At 53.4% G+C, this 17331-nt stretch carries 19 protein-coding genes; all 19 read left to right on the top strand.

Annotated elements, in window-relative coordinates; translation table 11 throughout:
• Positions 1-220 precede the first annotated feature (220 nt).
• The 19 genes from BM485_07510 (at position 221) to BM485_07420 (ending at position 17308) form a co-directional block, all read left to right on the top strand.
• Positions 221-901 carry a hypothetical protein gene (locus BM485_07510; protein ID OKY75570.1) on the top strand — a complete coding sequence of 227 codons (681 nt, stop codon included), beginning with the start codon at positions 221-223 and terminating at the stop codon, positions 899-901.
• Positions 898-1929 carry a hypothetical protein gene (locus BM485_07505; GenBank protein OKY75569.1) on the top strand — a complete coding sequence of 344 codons (1032 nt, stop codon included), beginning with the start codon at positions 898-900 and terminating at the stop codon, positions 1927-1929. The genes BM485_07510 and BM485_07505 overlap by 4 nt, the downstream gene beginning before the upstream one ends.
• A gap of 61 nt (positions 1930-1990) precedes the next feature.
• Positions 1991-3712 (top strand): hypothetical protein, encoded by a 1722-nt coding sequence (locus BM485_07500; GenBank protein OKY75568.1) that lies wholly within the window; start codon positions 1991-1993, stop codon positions 3710-3712.
• Positions 3693-6347 (top strand): chemotaxis protein CheR, encoded by a 2655-nt coding sequence (locus tag BM485_07495; GenBank protein ID OKY75567.1) that lies wholly within the window; start codon positions 3693-3695, stop codon positions 6345-6347. Before BM485_07500 ends, BM485_07495 begins: the two co-directional genes overlap by 20 nt.
• Positions 6348-6528: 181 nt before the next feature.
• Positions 6529-6813 (top strand): hypothetical protein, encoded by a 285-nt coding sequence (locus BM485_07490; GenBank protein OKY75566.1) that lies wholly within the window; start codon positions 6529-6531, stop codon positions 6811-6813.
• 45 nt (positions 6814-6858) lie between these two features.
• Positions 6859-7521 carry a hypothetical protein gene (locus BM485_07485; GenBank protein OKY75565.1) on the top strand — a complete coding sequence of 221 codons (663 nt, stop codon included), beginning with the start codon at positions 6859-6861 and terminating at the stop codon, positions 7519-7521.
• A gap of 397 nt (positions 7522-7918) precedes the next feature.
• Entirely contained in the window at positions 7919-8098 is a 180-nt protein-coding gene (locus tag BM485_07480; protein ID OKY75564.1) for a CsbD family protein, read from the top strand.
• Between the two features lie 319 nt (positions 8099-8417).
• Complete coding sequence (locus tag BM485_07475) at positions 8418-8765, top strand: hypothetical protein (protein OKY75563.1); 348 nt, start codon at positions 8418-8420, stop codon at positions 8763-8765.
• Between the two features lie 102 nt (positions 8766-8867).
• Positions 8868-9023, top strand: a complete 156-nt coding sequence (locus BM485_07470) for a DUF3309 domain-containing protein (protein OKY75562.1) — start codon at positions 8868-8870, stop codon at positions 9021-9023.
• Between the two features lie 144 nt (positions 9024-9167).
• Entirely contained in the window at positions 9168-9638 is a 471-nt protein-coding gene (locus tag BM485_07465; protein ID OKY75561.1) for a hypothetical protein, read from the top strand.
• A gap of 34 nt (positions 9639-9672) precedes the next feature.
• A complete protein-coding gene (locus BM485_07460; protein ID OKY75560.1) occupies positions 9673-9897 on the top strand; it encodes a hypothetical protein in 225 nt (74 codons plus the stop codon).
• A 59-nt stretch (positions 9898-9956) separates the two neighbouring features.
• On the top strand, positions 9957-12011 hold the full coding sequence (locus BM485_07455; protein OKY75559.1) for a hypothetical protein: 2055 nt from the start codon (positions 9957-9959) through the stop codon (positions 12009-12011).
• A gap of 154 nt (positions 12012-12165) precedes the next feature.
• Positions 12166-12477, top strand: coding sequence for a transporter (locus tag BM485_07450; GenBank protein ID OKY75558.1), 312 nt, complete (start codon positions 12166-12168; stop codon positions 12475-12477).
• 45 nt (positions 12478-12522) lie between these two features.
• Positions 12523-12897, top strand: coding sequence for a hypothetical protein (locus BM485_07445; protein ID OKY75557.1), 375 nt, complete (start codon positions 12523-12525; stop codon positions 12895-12897).
• Between the two features lie 229 nt (positions 12898-13126).
• Complete coding sequence (locus tag BM485_07440; GenBank protein OKY75556.1) at positions 13127-13348, top strand: DUF3185 domain-containing protein; 222 nt, start codon at positions 13127-13129, stop codon at positions 13346-13348.
• 2 nt (positions 13349-13350) lie between these two features.
• Entirely contained in the window at positions 13351-13680 is a 330-nt protein-coding gene (locus BM485_07435; GenBank protein OKY75772.1) for a coiled coil domain-containing protein, read from the top strand.
• A gap of 257 nt (positions 13681-13937) precedes the next feature.
• Complete coding sequence (locus tag BM485_07430) at positions 13938-14801, top strand: hypothetical protein (protein ID OKY75771.1); 864 nt, start codon at positions 13938-13940, stop codon at positions 14799-14801.
• A gap of 71 nt (positions 14802-14872) precedes the next feature.
• Positions 14873-16660, top strand: coding sequence for a 1,4-alpha-glucan branching protein (locus BM485_07425; GenBank protein OKY75555.1), 1788 nt, complete (start codon positions 14873-14875; stop codon positions 16658-16660).
• A gap of 171 nt (positions 16661-16831) precedes the next feature.
• The gene (locus BM485_07420; GenBank protein ID OKY75554.1) at positions 16832-17308 is read left to right on the top strand and encodes a universal stress protein; all 477 of its coding nucleotides are present in this window, start codon (positions 16832-16834) and stop codon (positions 17306-17308) included.
• Positions 17309-17331 lie beyond the last annotated feature (23 nt).

The raw sequence follows: 17331 nt of genomic DNA, 5'->3' as shown, positions 1-17331 counted from the left end.
TAAAAAGTCCAAGTTGTTTTTGTACGACGGTTTAGCGAGAACGAGAGACCAGCGAAGCACGACTCTTTTCCCACACCGCATGCCGCGGCCGGGGGACTGAAAGTAAGGGTGGCGCGCGGTGTGTGCTGTCGGTGCCGAGGCAGGCACTGCGGCCTGCCCTGTCCTGTCGGGAATGCTTTTTCCCGACCTGCAAATAAAATGAAAGATGTGATGATACTGCATGCAACTCGAAATCCTGAATCTGACAAAACTCTACGACCACCAACGAGGACTGCAGCCGACCAGCTTTGCGGTGAAAAAAGGCGAACTGATCGCTGTTGTCGGCCACAACGGCGCCGGCAAATCCACTCTGCTGAAAATGCTGGCAAACTGGATTCTGCCGGACAGCGGTCACGCCACGATCGGCGGCATTGAGCTGAAAAACAGGACGGCTGTTGTGAAAAAAGTGGGTTTTGTGCCGGAAGTACCCAATCTTTTTGATTTCTTCAGTGTTGAATACAACCTCAAACTCTTTGCTTTTCTCTTTCAAACACCCTTTGCACGGGTGGATGAGATATTGAAAGAGTTCAATCTGTTGCCCTTTCGAAAAAACAAGATACAGGAACTGTCAAAGGGTTTAAAGCAACGGGTGAACATTGGCCGCGCCCTGCTGGCGGATCCTCCGGTGCTCCTGCTGGACGAGCCGACATCGGCCCTGGACTTCGAGACGACAAAAGAACTTTACCGGCTGTTGCACACTCTCCATGAGGCCGGGAAAACAATCCTTTTCACTTCCCACCGGCCGGAAGAAATTAAAAGCCTGGCAACGCGCATCATGGTGCTGCACGAAGGCAGTCTGGTCTTCGACGGGTCTCCGCGGAAATATTTTCAATCCGAAATACACGAAACTCTTTACGCATGATGATGAGAAATATCCTTGCCCTCGCATTCAATGATTTAGCCGTCGCATTTAAGAATAAAACGATTTATCTCATTCTTTTTATTCCTTTTTTTGTTTTTGTTTCTTTAAAATTGCTGGACCGGACCGACGGGGAGATAAGCAAAATAAAAATCGGTCTCCTGCAGAATTACGTCTATGCGCCCCAGATCCTGGGGAGCGTCAAGGCCGCCGGAAAGATCATTGAAGTAACCTGGGTGCAAAGTGAAGAGGAAGGCACTCGTCTTTTGCAGGAAAAAACCATAAACGGGGTTTTGCTCGGCAATGAAAAAGAACCCGGCAGCCTTGAACTCCTGGTTTTAAAAAAGGAGTCTCTCCCCACCCTGGCCATCGTCGAAAGTTTTGCAGCTTTGCAGAAAGCGGCGGAAGGAAACAGTGTCAACTGGATCAGCGGCATTAAAACGCTGCACGAGGGCGGTATTCAAAGGCAGACTTTGCCGACCTGGATTTTGATGCTTGTCCTGCTCGTCGGTTTCATTATTCTTCCGGCGCAAGTCGCCGAGGAAAAAGAAAAAAAGCTGCTCCTGGCGCTCCTCCAGACCCCCATGCGCGAGATGCAATGGCTGATTGCCAAAGTAATCATGGGAATGGTCCTGATCATTATTGCCGTCATCTGTCTCCATCTGCTGGGTGGATTTACCGTGGTCAATCTCTTCGGCTATGTCGCCTTCATCGTGGCAGGCAGTTTTTGTTTCAGCGCCTACGGGGTTTTCCTGGGTTTTCTCTGCCGCAATCAGGCCGGCGCCAGAACATTAGGGGTTCTCTTTTATTTGCCGCACCTTCTCCCTTCCGCGCTGTCCGATTTTTCACAAAAATTGACCATTGTTGCGCCTTTGCTGCCGTCCTACCAATTTTATGAGCCTCTTCAATCCATTCTGCTGGAAGACGGCGGGGCAGCGAACATGTCCTTTGCATTGGGCTCTTTATTTTTCGTGGGGTCGTTAACCTTTTATCTTTCCTATGTATTGATGAAAAGGCGCTGGTTGATGTGATCCGCCGCCGTCAATTCATTTCAGCAACAACGTTTATATCGATCAATGAGAAATGGAGATTATGAGCAAACAGAAATTTAATGACCTTCGCAAGCGGGCGGAGGCGATGCTTGGATCCGACAACACCCCATTTTCAGGGGATTCCCATGAACTGCGCGCCGCACTGCATGAACTCCACACCCATCAGATCGAATTGGAGCTGCAGAATGAAGAGCTTCGTTCCGTTCAGGAAGAACTTATAGAGACCCGCGACCAGTATGTTGACCTCTATGACTTCGCGCCGGTCGGCTATCTCACCCTTACCGATAAGAACCTGATCGTGGAAGCAAACCTGACCGTGGCCGCCCTGCTGGGCGTAGAAAAAATATCGCTCTACAACCAGCCCTTTTCCCGCTACGTTTTCCATGAGGATCAGGACATTTTTTATAAACACTTCCGGGAGCTTATCGACTCGCCGCACCGACGGTCATGCGAGCTGCGCATGCTGCGGCCGGACGGCGACCGGTTCTGGGCCAAGCTGGAATGTGTTTCCAGGACAAAAACCGACAAAAGCGCTCTCCGCATACGAATTGCCATCAATGACATCACGGCGGCAAAGCACCTGGAAACCGAAATCATAAAGGCGAAAAAGCTTGAAGCCACGGCGTTGCTGGCCGGCGGCATCGCCCATGACTTCAACAACCTGCTGACAATCATCATGGGTAACATCGAAATGGCACAAGAGGATATGTTGATTTACTCCACCTTGATCGGCCGGCCCGTTGCCGACAAATTGCTGCATGCGCGGGATGCGTGTCTCGCTGCCGCCGATCTGACCAAGAAATTCCTCACCTTTTCATCGGGCGGAGAACCTTTAAAAATACCCACATCCGTCAAAACCTTCATGACAAACGCGGTGAGTTTGGCGCTTGCCGGCTCCAATGTGAACTGTGAATATTCATTTCCTGACAATCTCCGGCTTGTCGAGGTCGATGCCGGCCAGATGGCTCAGGCGATCGGCAATGTGATCACCAACGCCAGGGACGCCATGCCGCAAGGAGGCGTGATTCGAATTCGCGCTGAAAATTCCGACTCGGTCCCCTGGAGATACAGGGAACTCCTGCATGGAGACCAGGAGAAGTATGTCAAAATTTCCATCGAGGATCAAGGAGTGGGCATAGCCGGCGACATTCTCACCCAGGTCTTTGACCCTTATTTTTCATCCAAGGAAAGGGGGAGGGAAAAAGGATTGGGCCTGGGGCTCACCGTTGTCCATTCCATCATGACAAAGCATGGCGGCGCCATTGATATTGCCTCGCAACAGAACATCGGAACAACGGTTTCTCTTTATCTGCCGGCCAGTGACAAACGGATCGACTCGCCGGCATCCATCCCCGGAAAAGCTCACGTCTTAAATAAAAAGATTCTGGTCATGGACGATGAAGAGTTGATAAGATTGATAAACATCGATATGCTTGAAAGAATGGGTTATGAAGTTGAAACGGCACGCAACGGAGAAGAAGCCGTGCAAATATACGCCGATGCGCACCGCGCCGGCATGCCCTTTGGCGCGGTTATTCTTGATTTAACCATCAAGGGCGGCATGGGGGGCGAGGAAACCATCAAACGTCTCAAGGAACTTGACCCGGACATCAGAGCCATCGTTGCCAGCGGCTATGCCAATGACCCGGTTATGTCGAACTTCCGGGAGTACGGTTTTCTCGGTGCCCTCCATAAACCATATCAATTAAGGGACATTGAAAAATCCCTGAAGGTTTTATTTGATGAGGCGAAAGAGCGTTAAGCCGGAAAAAACCGAAACCAGCACCACAACCGTGCCGGCTTCCAGCCAAGTCACCCCTCAGATCCACCCGACACCGCCGATTGTCGGCATAGGCGCCTCGGCCGGCGGCCTGGAGTCATTCGAGGCGTTTTTTACCGCCATGCCGCCGGATTCCGGCCTTGCCTTTCTGCTGGTCCCTCATCTCGATCCAACCCATATCAGCATCATGCCCGAACTGATCCAGAAGCGCACAACGATGCAGGTCCTGCAGATCATGGACGGGATGCGGGTGGAGCCGAACACGGTGTATGTCGTGCCGCCCAACCGGAGCCTCTCCATCCTGAACGGCACCCTGCAGCTCATGGAACTGAGCCGGCCCCGCGGCGCCAATCTGCCGATTGACGTCTTTCTCCGGGCCCTGGCCCGGGACCAGGGGACAAATGCGGTGTGCATTATTCTCTCAGGCACCGGCAGCGACGGCACCCTGGGGGTCAAAGCGATCAAGGCCGAGGCCGGCATGGTGATGGTGCAGGACGAAGTGTCCGCCAAATATGACGGCATGCCGCGCAGCGCCATTGCCACCGGGCTTGCCGACTATGTCCTGCCCCCCGGCGAAATGCCGGGACAACTGATCAGGTACCTGCGACACGCGGTTCATAAAACAACGGCGACGATCCCGGCCGATGACGGGAAAATACCCGACGCCCTGCGGAAAATTTGCATCCTGCTGCGCACTCGTACCGGGCATGACTTTTCCCTCTACAAAAAAAACACGATCCTGCGGCGCATCGAAAGAAGGATGCACGTTCACCAGATCGATACGGTAAACGATTATGTCCTCTATCTCCAGAAAAGCGAGGTTGAAGTTGACATCCTGTTCAAGGAACTCCTGATCGGGGTGACCAGTTTTTTCCGTGACGCCAAGGCATTTGAGGCGCTCCGGGAAAAAATCCTGCCCGAACTGTTCAGGGATAAACCGGACGGCTATACCCTGCGCGTCTGGATTGCCGGCTGCAGCAGCGGCGAAGAGGCTTACTCCGTTGCCATCCTTCTGCAGGAGGTGATGGAAGATCAGGGGCGCCGCATGAACGTCCAGATATTCGGCACCGATATTGACGAACAGACCGTGAACAGCGCTCGGGCCGGGATTTACCCGGCCAGCATCATTGATGACGTGAGCGAGACGCGCCTGAAACGCTGGTTCTCCAAGGAGGATAATCAGTACCGGATTAAAAAATCGATCCGCGAGATGGTGGTCTTTGCCGTGCAGAGCATCATCAAGGACCCGCCGTTTACCAAGCTGGACCTGCTTTGTTGCCGCAATCTGCTCATTTACCTCGGCCCGGAATTGCAGAAGAGGCTCATCCCCATTTTTCACTACAGCCTGAAACCGGACGGCATCCTTTTTCTCGGTTCCTCGGAAGCCATTGGCCAGGCCCACGATCTCTTTACCGTGCTGGACAAAAAATGGAAAATATACCGGCGCAAATTCCTCTCGGCTGCCCCCCGGCAGGAATTGAAACTTCTCCCTCCCGTTCCGGCAATGCCGGCGAGCGAGAAAGTGAATCAGCCGGAAACCATCCGCAAGGCGGAAGAATTGAGCGCCTTCCAGCTGGTTGAAACGATTCTGAAACAGGTCGACGCCCCTCCCTGCGTCATTATCGACGAGGCGAACAGCATCATCTATCTCCATGGACGCACCGGCAGGTACCTGGAACCGGTCATCGGCAAAATCAGCGTCAATATCCTGGAAATGGCGCGTCCGGGTCTGAGAACGGATCTGGAGGCCGCCATCCGGGGAGCTGCGGCCAACAAGCTGGAATGTGTCCGTAAAGGGGTAGCCATCGAACACAACGACGGTCATATCTCCATTGACTTGACCGTGAAACCGGTTCTTGGGCACAATGCCTTGCGCGGCCTGATGATGGTCATTTTCAAGGAAATCAACATTTCCGCCCCGAAAAAGCGCACCGACAAACAGTCAAAGGCCCCAGCAAAAAATATCACCGTCGAAACACTCAAACGGGAGTTGCGCTACACCAAAGAAAATCTGCAAACCACCATCGAAGAGCTGCAGACCACCAATGATGAACTTAAATCCACAAACGAAGAGCTGCAATCCACCAATGAAGAGCTGCAAAGTTCCAATGAGGAACTGGAGACCTCCAAGGAGGAACTGCAATCCCTGAACGAGGAAGCCGCCACGGTCAACGCTGAACTGCAGAGCCGTATCGAGGAGCTGTCCAGGACCAATGACGACATGAAAAACCTGCTCGACAGCACTCAGATTGCCGCCATTTTCCTTGATCTTGATTTGTGCGTCCGAAGGTTCACGCCGAAAGCCGTGGAGATTATCCCCCTGGTCGGCACCGATGCCGGCCGCCCCATCAACCATTTTGCCACCGCCTTGACAGACACGGATCTGGCCGAGTATGCCCGCGACGTGCTGGACAACCTGGGAATGAAGGAAAAGGAAGTCCGGAGCAAGGACGGCTCCTTCTACCGCATGCGGATTCGGCCTTTTCGCACGGTGAACAATGTAATTGACGGCGTGGTGATCACCCTGGAGGATATCAGCGCCCTCAAGGAGGCCCATGCGGCGCTCAGCGCATTGAATGAGAAACTTGAACAACGAGACCGGCAGCGTACATCATAAGCGCCGGACAGAATAATCTCACCTTCCGTTTTTCACGACAACCTTTTGAAATCAAATAATATTTTTTAACCGCCGCAACTTGCTTCCAGAGAATCCAGGATACAGAAGTCAATAAACCTCGACCAAAACAGCTGCCGGTTCCCCACATCCTTCCCCTCAGCATTTTGATGATTCACCATATATGGAGGCCGGACAGTTGCCGCCGGCCTTTTTTCCTCATCTTTCTCTTCAGCCCAACTCCCTGTTACCAATCGACTTTCCAGTATTTCCTCGCCTAACTTTATTTTTCGGCATGCCTCTTGCTCTTAAGCCCTGTGTTGCTGATCTGAACAATTTGCCCTCACAGCAGGAGTCGCCCGCGAAATGCAACACCGTGTCCCGGACGATTACCACGCCGGCCGGTTTCATCAATGCGGATATGACAGAAGGGCAAGTCGGTCTTCATTCCTCCCCCGGGGAGTTTTAGAAGAATGGCAATACGACGGTAAAAACCTTTTACTCATGACAACGGATGGTTGTCGAAAAAATAAATTCCACATTCAATTTCGGATTTGGCGTTTACAAACAACATCTTGGAGAAAAAATGAAAAAAAAATTGATAAAGAGTTTGGTTGGAGTCTTTGCAGGGTCATTGCTGGCAGCCGGCAGCGCAATGGCCTGGTCGATTGATGGCAACCTCAATATGGCGGGAGGCTGGACGCCGCTGGGAGGCACCACTGTTTCCACCGCGACAGGCATTCAATTCACGAGCGCCAGGGTCGTGGCGGTTGCCGGAGATTTCGATATCCCGGGAACAATAGAACCTTTCATCACGGAAGTGACGATGAATGACGTCTTTTTCGATCCGTATGCCGCAAATAATCCAATGTGGTCGGTTGGTGGTTTCGAATTTAATTTGGATAGTCTCACCATCGGGGCTTCATCAGTGCCAAACCAATTGGTATTGTCCGGGACCGGCTTTATTTCCGGCAATGGCTATGATCCGACGCAAGCCTATTGGACATTTTCCGGCGATCAGTCAGGCAGCAGCTCCTTCGCATGGTCAAACGGCACCACCACCGATGATCAAACTGCCCCAGTCCCTGAGCCTGCCACCATGCTTCTTATGGGCACGGGCTTGGCTGGCCTTGCCGGCGCCTCCCGCCGCCGCAGCAAAAAAAACAGTAATAAATAAGTAGAAGAGAAACGCTTCTATCTTCTCCCCGGGGGGACGTGATGATGTTAGGTTTGCAAGAAGTACTTATCCTGAGTTCAACTTTCTGACTTGTATCAACACAACAACATATTAGAATTATTTCGTATTTTCCACTTTCTTCCTTACCTGTGAAATAAAATTCAGGAATCAGAATGGAAAACCAAGGCAATAAAATCGGGTTTCCGGCTTCTGATTTCCGACTCCCGGCTCCTGAATTTCCATGATGGAGAACAAAGCAGCAACTATGTCACAAAAATATCGTTATTTCGACAAAATAGATCACATGAGAAAGTTGAGCCTGAATTGCCGAAGAGCCCTTCAGTATCGAGTATCATGATCCAACAAACGTTCTCCCCAGAGAGACAAGGAAAACAACATGAAATCAAGCACAAAGAATAAAACAGAAGGCAAGATGCATCAAATGAAAGGCATGGTCAAAGAGGTCGTCGGCAAAGCAGTCAAGAACCGTGATCTGGAGATCGAGGGCAAAATCGAAAATTTAGACGGAAAAATTCAGGAAAAGATCGGCCGGATTGAAGAAGTTGTGGAAAAATAGGATCTCGGTTCAATGACCGCTCCATCGCGCTGCCGATTCGCCCGTGCGACGGCAGCGCGCGCTTGCTCATGCCGCACCTGTCGTTTCAATTCATGCCGGGAAAATCCATTGTGATAATCCCCGGTGAAGGCCCCTGCCGGTTCCCCTCAAACCCCGCCTCCACATATTGAGGGACTCACCATATCCGGAGGCCAAACACAGCTCCACGCCCCCTCCGGTTCCGTTTTCTGCATTCGTACAATCCGCCACTACAAAAGCTTCATCTTGTTTCTATGTGTGTTTTCATCCGCAGGCACGCTTCTTGCTATTACTTCTTGTTATGATCCTGCTCATTATGCAAATGAAGGTGCCGATTGAGAAACGCATGGAACTTTCTCAGACGATTACCGCGCTGCTCGATCCAATCAGGACCGCCGAGGGATGCCTGCGGTGCAATTTTTTTCACAGCATGGAGGATGCACAGCTCTTCTGTCTGCTTGAAGAGTGGGATAGCCAAAAAAAACTTGAAAAACATATGGGATCAGAGCTTTTTCGGGTGCTGCGCGGGGCGATGCACCTTCTTGAAAAGCCGTGTGAAATAATTTCTTACAGGAACCTCCATCAGTCGGCAAGAAAGGAAATCTGTAATCCGTTCGTGAACAAAACGCATGGTATCCCAAAAAAGTGAAAACAAGCAACCATACAAAACGCCAAGGTTGCCGACTCCGGGCTTTTTTCCCATCAATCGACAGAATCGCGCCGAAGCGCATCAGGGCAAAGGAGGAACGTCATGCTCGGAACTATTATACTGGTCGTCTTGATTTTGATGCTGCTCGGTGCATTACCCACATGGCCTCACAGTCGAGGTTGGGGTTACTACCCAAGCGGCGGGCTGGGGCTGCTTCTGATCATCCTGATCATCCTGCTGCTCTTAGGACGAATTTAAGGCGGCTGCGCGCATGGTTCCTGAAAATCACGCGCGGAAAACGGACGCAAAACTCTTGCATGGAGAGCGCAGAGCTTGCATCACAACGTGGCCGTACTGCAACAGTGCGCAACCATACTGGTTTTTATGAAGGAGGTAATAGTTATGAAAAAACTGAAAGCGGCGAATATTTTCTTTGCGGTTGTTCTTGTGCTCGGATTCACGGCTCCCACGTTTGACGTGCTGGCCGCCGAGCGAAGTCCTGAGCAGAAAGCCGACCAGCAGGCCCTTCGGGAAGGATTGCAGGAATCCCTGGGAATGCCGGTTCTCAAGGGTAATGTCTGGCAAAAAATGCCGCACGACTCCAAGGTGGCTTTTGTTTGGGGCTTTGGCCATGTTGTGTCGATTGAACAGCACCTGATGGAAAAATTCCCGGAACTCAAAAGGGATAGTTTTGTGGCCAAGGTTGTTGAGGGCATGGCTGATATCCCCATGGACAATGTCATTGCCCGGGTGGACGAGTACTACGGTGCAAACCCGAATAAGTTAGAAACCCCGGTCACGAATGTGATGTGGGATTTAATGATCAAGCCGAATATAAAAACGGGCATCGCAGGCCGTCCGCTCACGAAATGACAGAAATCATCATAACCAAAGCAGGAGAGATGAGATGAAACACATCATGGTTGTTTTTATTATTTTTGCCCTTGTTTCGACATTCGGCTGTTCCGGAATGAGCAGGACAGAACAAAAAACCCTGAGCGGTGCTGGGATCGGCGCCGGCGGCGGAGCCGTGCTCGGAGCCGTAACCGGCGGAAGTCCCGTTGTCGGAGCCGTTGTCGGTGGCGGTGTCGGCGCGGTTACCGGCTACATCCTCGGCGAAAGTGATAATTAAGCAGATTTCTCGCACGTGTCACTATTTTGCACCTCCCCCTAATTGATAAAAGGAAAATTATGAAAAAAATTGCATACATTCTTTGTTTGTTCCTGTTCATCTTTTCCTGGATGGGCAGCAGTTTTGCCTTTGACGACCTCAAGGTGGAAACGCCCCGGCACAAATCAAAACTGAGCTTTGAGGCCGTAAACGAAAACAAGGTGCTGGCTTCGGTCTTAAATGAACAAAACGAGGCCATCCTCGGTCTGCAGAAAGAGGATTTTCAGATTACCAGAGGCCCCAAGACCGCCGAGATCATCTCCGTGGAAGAAGTCAGGGAACAGCGGGACACGGGACTCAATATCGTCCTGGTGGTGGACAACTCCTATTCCATGCAGCAGCGCAAGGCCATTGATCCGGTTCTGGCAGCCATGGATGAATTTCTTTCCCTGGTCCGTCCCATTGACAATGTCCATATCATCACCTTTGCCGACCCCGGCAGCGTCGCTCAACAAACCGGCCGCTCCAGGGTGTCAACCAAGGTTACCCAGTCAGGCGATCCGGCCTTGCTCAACCTGGCCTTGAAGGAAAGCTATTCCGAACCCACCGACGGCACGTATCTGTATGACGCCATGCAGGAAGGCATGAAAATCATCCGCGGCATGCCGGAAAAGAACCAGAAGTTCATGGTGGTCTTCTCCGACGGGGAAGACATCAACAGTATCACCAAAACCGGTGATCTGCAGATGGCCACCGCAGGGCTGCGGAATTTCACCACCTTTGCCGTGGACTACATGGATAAACCAGGTCTGGACCCGTTTCTGCAGTCCTTTGCCGAGGGCACGGGCGGTTCGATCCGCAAGGCCAAGTCATCCAGCGATTTTCTCCCCATTTTCAAACAGTTCTCCACCACCATCTTTCACCGCTATGCCGTGACCTTCCGCTTCCTCACCCCGCCGACCGGCACGCTCACCAGTGAGCCATCGGCAATCAACATCGAGGAAATCACCATCATGGACAGCTCGCCGTTGTTGAACTACGTCTATTTCGACACCGGCAGAAGCGAGATATCCACCCGCTACGTCACTTTTGCCCATCCGGACGAGACAACGGGATTCGCCGAGGATAAGCTCACGGACACCATGGAAAAATATCACCACATCCTGAACGTCATCGGCAAACGCCTGGTGATGAACCCGGAGGCCAGGATCAGCATTGTGGGCTGCAATTCCAACACGGGTGAAGAAAAAGGCCGGATGGAGCTGTCCCGCAGCCGGGCCGATAAGGTTTTTGCCTATTTCAGATATGTGTGGGGCATTGATCCGTCACGCATGGAAGTCAAAGCCCGGAACCTCCCCGCCGTGCCCAGCGCCGGCCGGGTGCCGGAAGGAATCATTGAAAATCAGCGGGTTGAGATTTATTCCGATCATCCGGCCATACTCGACACCATCAAAAGCACCTATATGCAGGAGTACTGCGACACCAAACAAATTCGCATCGTCCCGGCAATTGAGGCACAGGCCGATCTCGCCGCATGGCGGCTCAATCTGATGGGCGGCGGCAATGTGATCCTGACCAGGGAGGGCACCGGTAATCTTCCTCCGGAATTTGTCTTTGACATGGAAACCCTCGGCGGCCTGCACAATGTTGCCCTGATGGATCAGATCATTGCCGAGATCGAAGGCCGGGACAACGAAGGCAATGTCTTCACCTTCCCGACCGTGGCGCCGATCACAATCAACTTCATCAAGCGGGAGGAGCGCCTCGCTCAGAAGCTGGAATCCAGGGTGGTGGAGAAATACGGCCTGATTCTCTTTGAATTCGACCGCGCGGATCTGAAAGACCGCAATCAGATCATTGTCGACCGGGTTATCACCAGAATGGGCGAGCTGCCGTCGGCGGCAATGAATATAACCGGCCATACGGACACCATCGGCAAGGAGGATTACAACATCAAATTATCCGAACGACGGGCGAGCGCCGTCTACTCCGCCATGATCAGGAGCGGCATCCCCACTGGTGCATATATCAGCCATGCGGGCAACGGTCCCAATTACCCGCCCTATGACAACTTTATTCCGGAGGGCCGGGCGCTGAACAGGACCGTCATCATCACCCTCACCTATACGGAGTAAGCAAACTGTGCCGTGACGTCTCCCCGGTAAACAAAGGCCGAGAGAAGCCTGTTGACGGGGAGACGCGCAAGAAACGCTGTCGGAAGGCGAGGCGCCATCCGAAGCAAGAAATTGGAAAATTCAAAACCGAAAAAATCACACAAGGAGGACCACCATGAAGGCATTCAATCTCTTCGCTCACTTTTTTCTCGTCATTCTGCTTTTTTCTTTTCTGGGATGCGCGTCAACGGCAAAACAGGAGGGAACGGGAGAATACATTGACGACTCCGTCATTACCGCCAAAGTAAAGACGGAAATTATTAGAGACAATACGCTGAAGTCAAGCGAGATCAACGTTGAAACGTTCAAGGGCGTGGTTCAGTTGAGCGGCTTCGTCAATTCTCAGGCCGACATAGCCAGAGCGATCGAAGTTGCGCGAAACGTCAAAGGAGTGACGTCGGTCAAAAATGACATGCGCGTCAAGTGAAGATTCGTAACGCAGGCCGTCTTTCATCGGAACGGAGTGGTCCCCATGCCCATCACCAGCATTATTGACCACGATCTGTTTTACATGGAGGTATTCGCCGGGGGACCAATCGGCTGGGAGGAAGTCAAAACGCATCTGCTGGAGGAGCGTCTTGAACGCGGCCTGAGCTACCGGGAGCTCATCGACGCTCGCGCCGCAACGCCTGCCTGGTCTGCGGCCCAAGCCCGCGAGATCGTTGCCCTGCTCTCGGACTTCAGCCGCAAATCAGCCCTCGGGCCAACCGCGATAGTGGTTTCCAGTGAATTTGCCTTCGGCATGATACGCATGCTTGAGATTCTGCTTGAAGACGTGTGCATCGTGAAGCCGTTTCACGATTATGACGAAGCGGCGCAATGGCTCCGGAATACAAAAAGACTATAAACCGACAAACAAAAACAAGGAGGATTCTATGTTGTGGACAATTGCCGTGATACTGATAGTTTTGTGGGCCCTGGGACTGGTCAGCAGTTACACCATGGGAGGCTTCATTCACATCCTGCTGGTGATTGCCGTTATCGTGGTGCTGCTCAACATCATTCAGGGACGCCGACCTTTGTAACCGGCTAAATATTATCGGCCCATCCAGGTCGACAACAAAAGGAAGATTGAAATGAAATCATACACGCTGGTAGCCGTCATTCTCATCGCTCTGGGGATCGTGGCCTTTGCCTACCAGGGCATTACCTACACGACCAGGGAAAAGGTCGTCGATCTTGGTCCCATTCAGATGACCGCCGAGACGACGAAAACATTCCCGCTGCCGCCGATCGTGGGTGGTATTGCGCTTGTCGGCGGCATTGTCTTGCTGGTCATGGCAAGGAAAAATTACTGATGATGGATGGAAAAGTACAATTCAACCACGATGAGGTCGCCGTGACGAACAAACATGAGGCGTTCGAAGAAATGTTTGAGGCGCAACTGCAGGAATGGAACGCGCAAATCGCTTTGCTCAAGGCCAGGGCGGACAAACACAAGGCCGAAGCAAAGATAGAATATTACAGTACAATCGAAGCGTTGCAGCACAAACGAGATGCTGCCAAGGCCAAGCTGAAGGAGCTAAAGGACGCAGGACCCGGAGCATGGGAAGAACTCAAGGACGGCACGGAAAAGGCATGGGATGATGTCAAGACCGCCTTGCACGATGCGGTTTCAAAGTTCAAATGAAAACGGACGATAAACATATCGGAGTTACCGGCCTCCTCTGCTCCGTCTCACTCTTTCTCGTGCTCCTTTGTTCGTCTCCCCCCGCAATGGCGGCGGACAGGGGTGGCGATGAATTTCTGGCAGGGTATATTGCCGCCATCCTTGAGAGGGACCTGGGCTGGAAGAGAGACAGCTATATCTTGCGCATTGTCAACGGTGTTGCCACCATTACCTTGTTTCAGGACGATCCGATGCGGCAGGAGGCCGCCGACAAGCAACTGCGCGAAATCGACGGATTACAGAGGATTGCGATTGTGGTAAAGCCCGCGGATAGCGCCAAGCCCGGGATGGTAAGCAGGTTGCTGGGCATCAGCGGCGAAGGGGAAGCCTTTCCCACCGGCGACCTGTTCCGGCCACTCATCGCCGACCCGAAACAGCCGCAGTTCTTTGTCAGCCTCAACGGCTTCAAATCATCGGAAGTGCGATACACCCTGGCGGCAGTCGGTTTCGGCGAGACATTCGGCATGTACAGGTTCTTCGGGAGCAGTGAGGGAAACGGACTGCAACTCAGCGTGCAAGGCGGCCTGTTCGCCCAATTCAACCTGGACAGTTCTTCCTCGGACCTCATCAATGCGGATTACACCATCGGCATTCCCGTCACCTACCGGCATAACGACAATTCGCTTCGTTTCCGCCTTTATCACCAAAGCTCGCATCTGGGGGATGAATTACTGCTGAGTACGAATCATCCGGAACGGGTGAACCTCAGCTACGAAGCCGTGGAACTCATCTATTCCCGCGAATGGCGGGGATGGCGAGGGTACGGCGGCGGCGAGTACCTGATCCACAAGGAACCGGATGATCTCCGGCCGTTAATCGCCCACTGGGGGATCGAATATCGCGGCGCCAAGCCGGTTGCGTGGAACGGCAGGCCGGTTGCAGGGGTGGACATGAAGAGCATGGAGGAAAATGACTGGAACGTTGATACCAGCGTCAAGGCCGGTCTCGAGTTCGGCCATCCCAATCCGGGGCAGCGTCGTCTGCGGCTCATGGCCCAGTGGTACAAGGGATTTGATCCGCACGGCCAGTTTTACAATAACGAGATTGAATACTATGGCCTGGGTCTGTCTCTGGGATTCTGACAAAATCCGGGCATGGAGCATGAAGGCAACCAATCGAAAATATTGCGGCATTGTAATGGAGGACCGCTGCCATGAGCGATAAAACCAGGATCAAGGGCATGGGATCGATTCCACATGCGCAGGGAGTCGCCTTCCGCGTGTGGGCGCCCCATGCGCAACGAGTATCCGTCATCGGCTCGTTCAACGACTGGGACGGCACCAGGCACCCCATGCAGGCCGAGGAAAACGGCTACTGGTACGCCGACGTGGCCGAGGCCCGTGCCGGCGATCAGTACAAATTCCTGCTGATCACTCCAAACGGCGAGTTGAAACGCATCGACCCGTATGCCCGCGAGGTGACCAACTCGGTCGGCAACGCCATTGTTCATGATCCTGGTTTCGACTGGCAAGGGGACGACTTCCACCTCGCACCGTGGAACGAGCTTGTCATCTACGAACTGCATGTCGGCACGTTCAACGACCAGGACGACGACAACCATCCCGGCAAATTCCCCTCGGTGTCGGCAAGGTTGGAACATTTGCAGAAACTCGGCGTCAATGCGATCCAGATCATGCCGGTGGGCGCCTTTGCCGGAGGGTGGTCGTGGGGGTACAATCCCGCCCATATCTTCTCGGTGGAGAACACCTACGGCGGCCCGTTGGCGTTTAAGCAGTTTATCAAGCGCGCCCACCGGCAGGGCATCGCCGTGCTTCTGGATGTTGTATACAACCACCTGGGCCCCAGCGACCTCGATCTTTGGCGGTTCGACGGCTGGTACGAAAACGATCGCGGCGGAATCTACTTTTACAACGACGAACGGGCCGTCACGCCGTGGGGAGAAACCAGGCCCGATTACGGCCGCGGCGAGGTGCGACAATATATTCTCGATAACGTCATGATGTGGCTCGAGGAATACCATGTTGACGGCATCCGCTTCGATTGCACCCAATTCATTCGCACCGTTGACGGGTTTGGCGCTCGTGACCTGCCCGAGGGCTGGGGGTTGCTCCAGTGGATCAACCGAGAGGTTGCGCAGAAATTTCCCGGCCGGATCACCATCGCCGAGGATCTGCAAAACAACAAATGGCTCACCAAGGATGTCGGCGGCGGCGGAGCCGGGTTCGCCGCGCAGTGGGACGCCATGTTCGTCCACCCCATCCGCTGGGCGGTGATCACTCCGGAAGACGAGCAACGTTCACTCGCCGCCATCCGCGACGCCATCTGCTATCGTTACAACGACGACGCCTTCGACCGGGTCATCTACAGCGAGTCCCACGACGAGGTGGCGAACGGCCAGGCGCGGGTGCCGCAAGAAATCAGTCCGAACGACCCCAAGGGTTGGCACGCTCGCAAACGTTCGACCATGGCCGCGGCGATGGTCTTCACCGCCCCGGGCATCCCCATGCTTTTCCAGGGGCAGGAATTCCTTGAGGGCGGATGGTTCCGCGACACGGTCCCCGTCGACTGGGACCGGAACGAAGAATTTCACGGCATCGTTCGACTGTACCGAGACATCATCCGTTTGCGCCTCAACCGGGACGGCTTCACGCGCGGTCTCTGCGGGCAGAACACCCAGGTCTATCACCTGCGCGAGGATCGCAAGGTCCTCGCCTTCCACCGGTGGGACAAGGGGGGAGCGGCGGACGATGTCGTGGTCGTCGCCAATTTTTTTCACGAGCCGCAGGATGGCCACGTCATCGGCTTCCCGGCCCCGGGAAACTGGAAGCTCCGTTTCAACAGCGATTGGCAGGGCTACAATGACGACTTCGGCAACCATCCGAGCGTTGACGTCATCGCCGGGCCGGGCCCCTGCGACGGCCTGCCCTGGCATGCGGCAGTATCCGTCGGGCCGTACAGCGTGCTGATTTTTTCGCAATAAGCCTGTCCTGCCCAGGTGGAGAAACCGGAGGTATTCAAACAACTGAAAAAATACCGGAGAAAGCGCGCTTGGCACCCTTTATTCGCCATCGCTTTTTGCGGACTGACCCCGGTATAATAATTAGACTCAGCCGAGAAATGACAAAAAAATCAACAAAACAGGAGATGCATCATGAGCGAATATAAACGCATTCTGGTTGTGGTCCGAATGATCCAGTCCTGCAGAAAGGCCATTCAATACGGGGTTTCCCTTGCCCGCAAATACGAGGCCGACCTGTATGTCATTCATTCCATCCACAATCCCTTCGGACTCAAGGGCTGGGGACTCGGCACCAGGGCCCTTGCCCTGGAGTACGAGAAGAGTATCCTTAATGCCAAGCGCCAGTTGTCAAATCTTGTCGAGACCGAGAGAACGCACGGCATGAGCATAACGGAAATGGTCCGGGAAGGAGATCCCACCGATGAAATCCTGGCAACCGTCGAGGCGGAAAAAATCGACCTGCTGGTTCTGCTCGCCCACGAAGAGGGGCATGTGGAACACTTTCTTTTCGGCCGCAGCAACGAAGAACTGATCAGAAAGATGCCCTGCTCGATCATGCTGGTGAAAAAGGAACCGGGGGAAAGTGCTGAAGAAAAGGACGATGAATAGGACTGCCTGGTTTCACCAGGAAT

The organism is Desulfobulbaceae bacterium DB1, from assembly GCA_001914235.1.
GTDB lineage: Bacteria > Desulfobacterota > Desulfobulbia > Desulfobulbales > SURF-16 > DB1.
The sequence above is the reverse complement of the archived record's forward strand: the minus strand, read 5'-3'. Positions and strand labels throughout refer to the sequence as shown.

Coding starts and splice junctions, on each gene's coding strand:
- BM485_07435 (OKY75772.1), top strand. CDS start 13,351: ATGGATGGAAAAGTACAATTCAACCACGATGAGGTCGCCGTGACGAAC.
- BM485_07480 (OKY75564.1), top strand. CDS start 7,919: ATGAAATCAAGCACAAAGAATAAAACAGAAGGCAAGATGCATCAAATG.
- BM485_07505 (OKY75569.1), top strand. CDS start 898: ATGATGATGAGAAATATCCTTGCCCTCGCATTCAATGATTTAGCCGTC.
- BM485_07510 (OKY75570.1), top strand. CDS start 221: ATGCAACTCGAAATCCTGAATCTGACAAAACTCTACGACCACCAACGA.
- BM485_07440 (OKY75556.1), top strand. CDS start 13,127: ATGAAATCATACACGCTGGTAGCCGTCATTCTCATCGCTCTGGGGATC.
- BM485_07455 (OKY75559.1), top strand. CDS start 9,957: ATGAAAAAAATTGCATACATTCTTTGTTTGTTCCTGTTCATCTTTTCC.
- BM485_07470 (OKY75562.1), top strand. CDS start 8,868: ATGCTCGGAACTATTATACTGGTCGTCTTGATTTTGATGCTGCTCGGT.
- BM485_07475 (OKY75563.1), top strand. CDS start 8,418: ATGATCCTGCTCATTATGCAAATGAAGGTGCCGATTGAGAAACGCATG.
- BM485_07450 (OKY75558.1), top strand. CDS start 12,166: ATGAAGGCATTCAATCTCTTCGCTCACTTTTTTCTCGTCATTCTGCTT.
- BM485_07420 (OKY75554.1), top strand. CDS start 16,832: ATGAGCGAATATAAACGCATTCTGGTTGTGGTCCGAATGATCCAGTCC.
- BM485_07490 (OKY75566.1), top strand. CDS start 6,529: ATGGAGGCCGGACAGTTGCCGCCGGCCTTTTTTCCTCATCTTTCTCTT.
- BM485_07465 (OKY75561.1), top strand. CDS start 9,168: ATGAAAAAACTGAAAGCGGCGAATATTTTCTTTGCGGTTGTTCTTGTG.
- BM485_07485 (OKY75565.1), top strand. CDS start 6,859: ATGGTTGTCGAAAAAATAAATTCCACATTCAATTTCGGATTTGGCGTT.
- BM485_07495 (OKY75567.1), top strand. CDS start 3,693: ATGAGGCGAAAGAGCGTTAAGCCGGAAAAAACCGAAACCAGCACCACA.
- BM485_07425 (OKY75555.1), top strand. CDS start 14,873: ATGAGCGATAAAACCAGGATCAAGGGCATGGGATCGATTCCACATGCG.
- BM485_07460 (OKY75560.1), top strand. CDS start 9,673: ATGAAACACATCATGGTTGTTTTTATTATTTTTGCCCTTGTTTCGACA.
- BM485_07500 (OKY75568.1), top strand. CDS start 1,991: ATGAGCAAACAGAAATTTAATGACCTTCGCAAGCGGGCGGAGGCGATG.
- BM485_07445 (OKY75557.1), top strand. CDS start 12,523: ATGCCCATCACCAGCATTATTGACCACGATCTGTTTTACATGGAGGTA.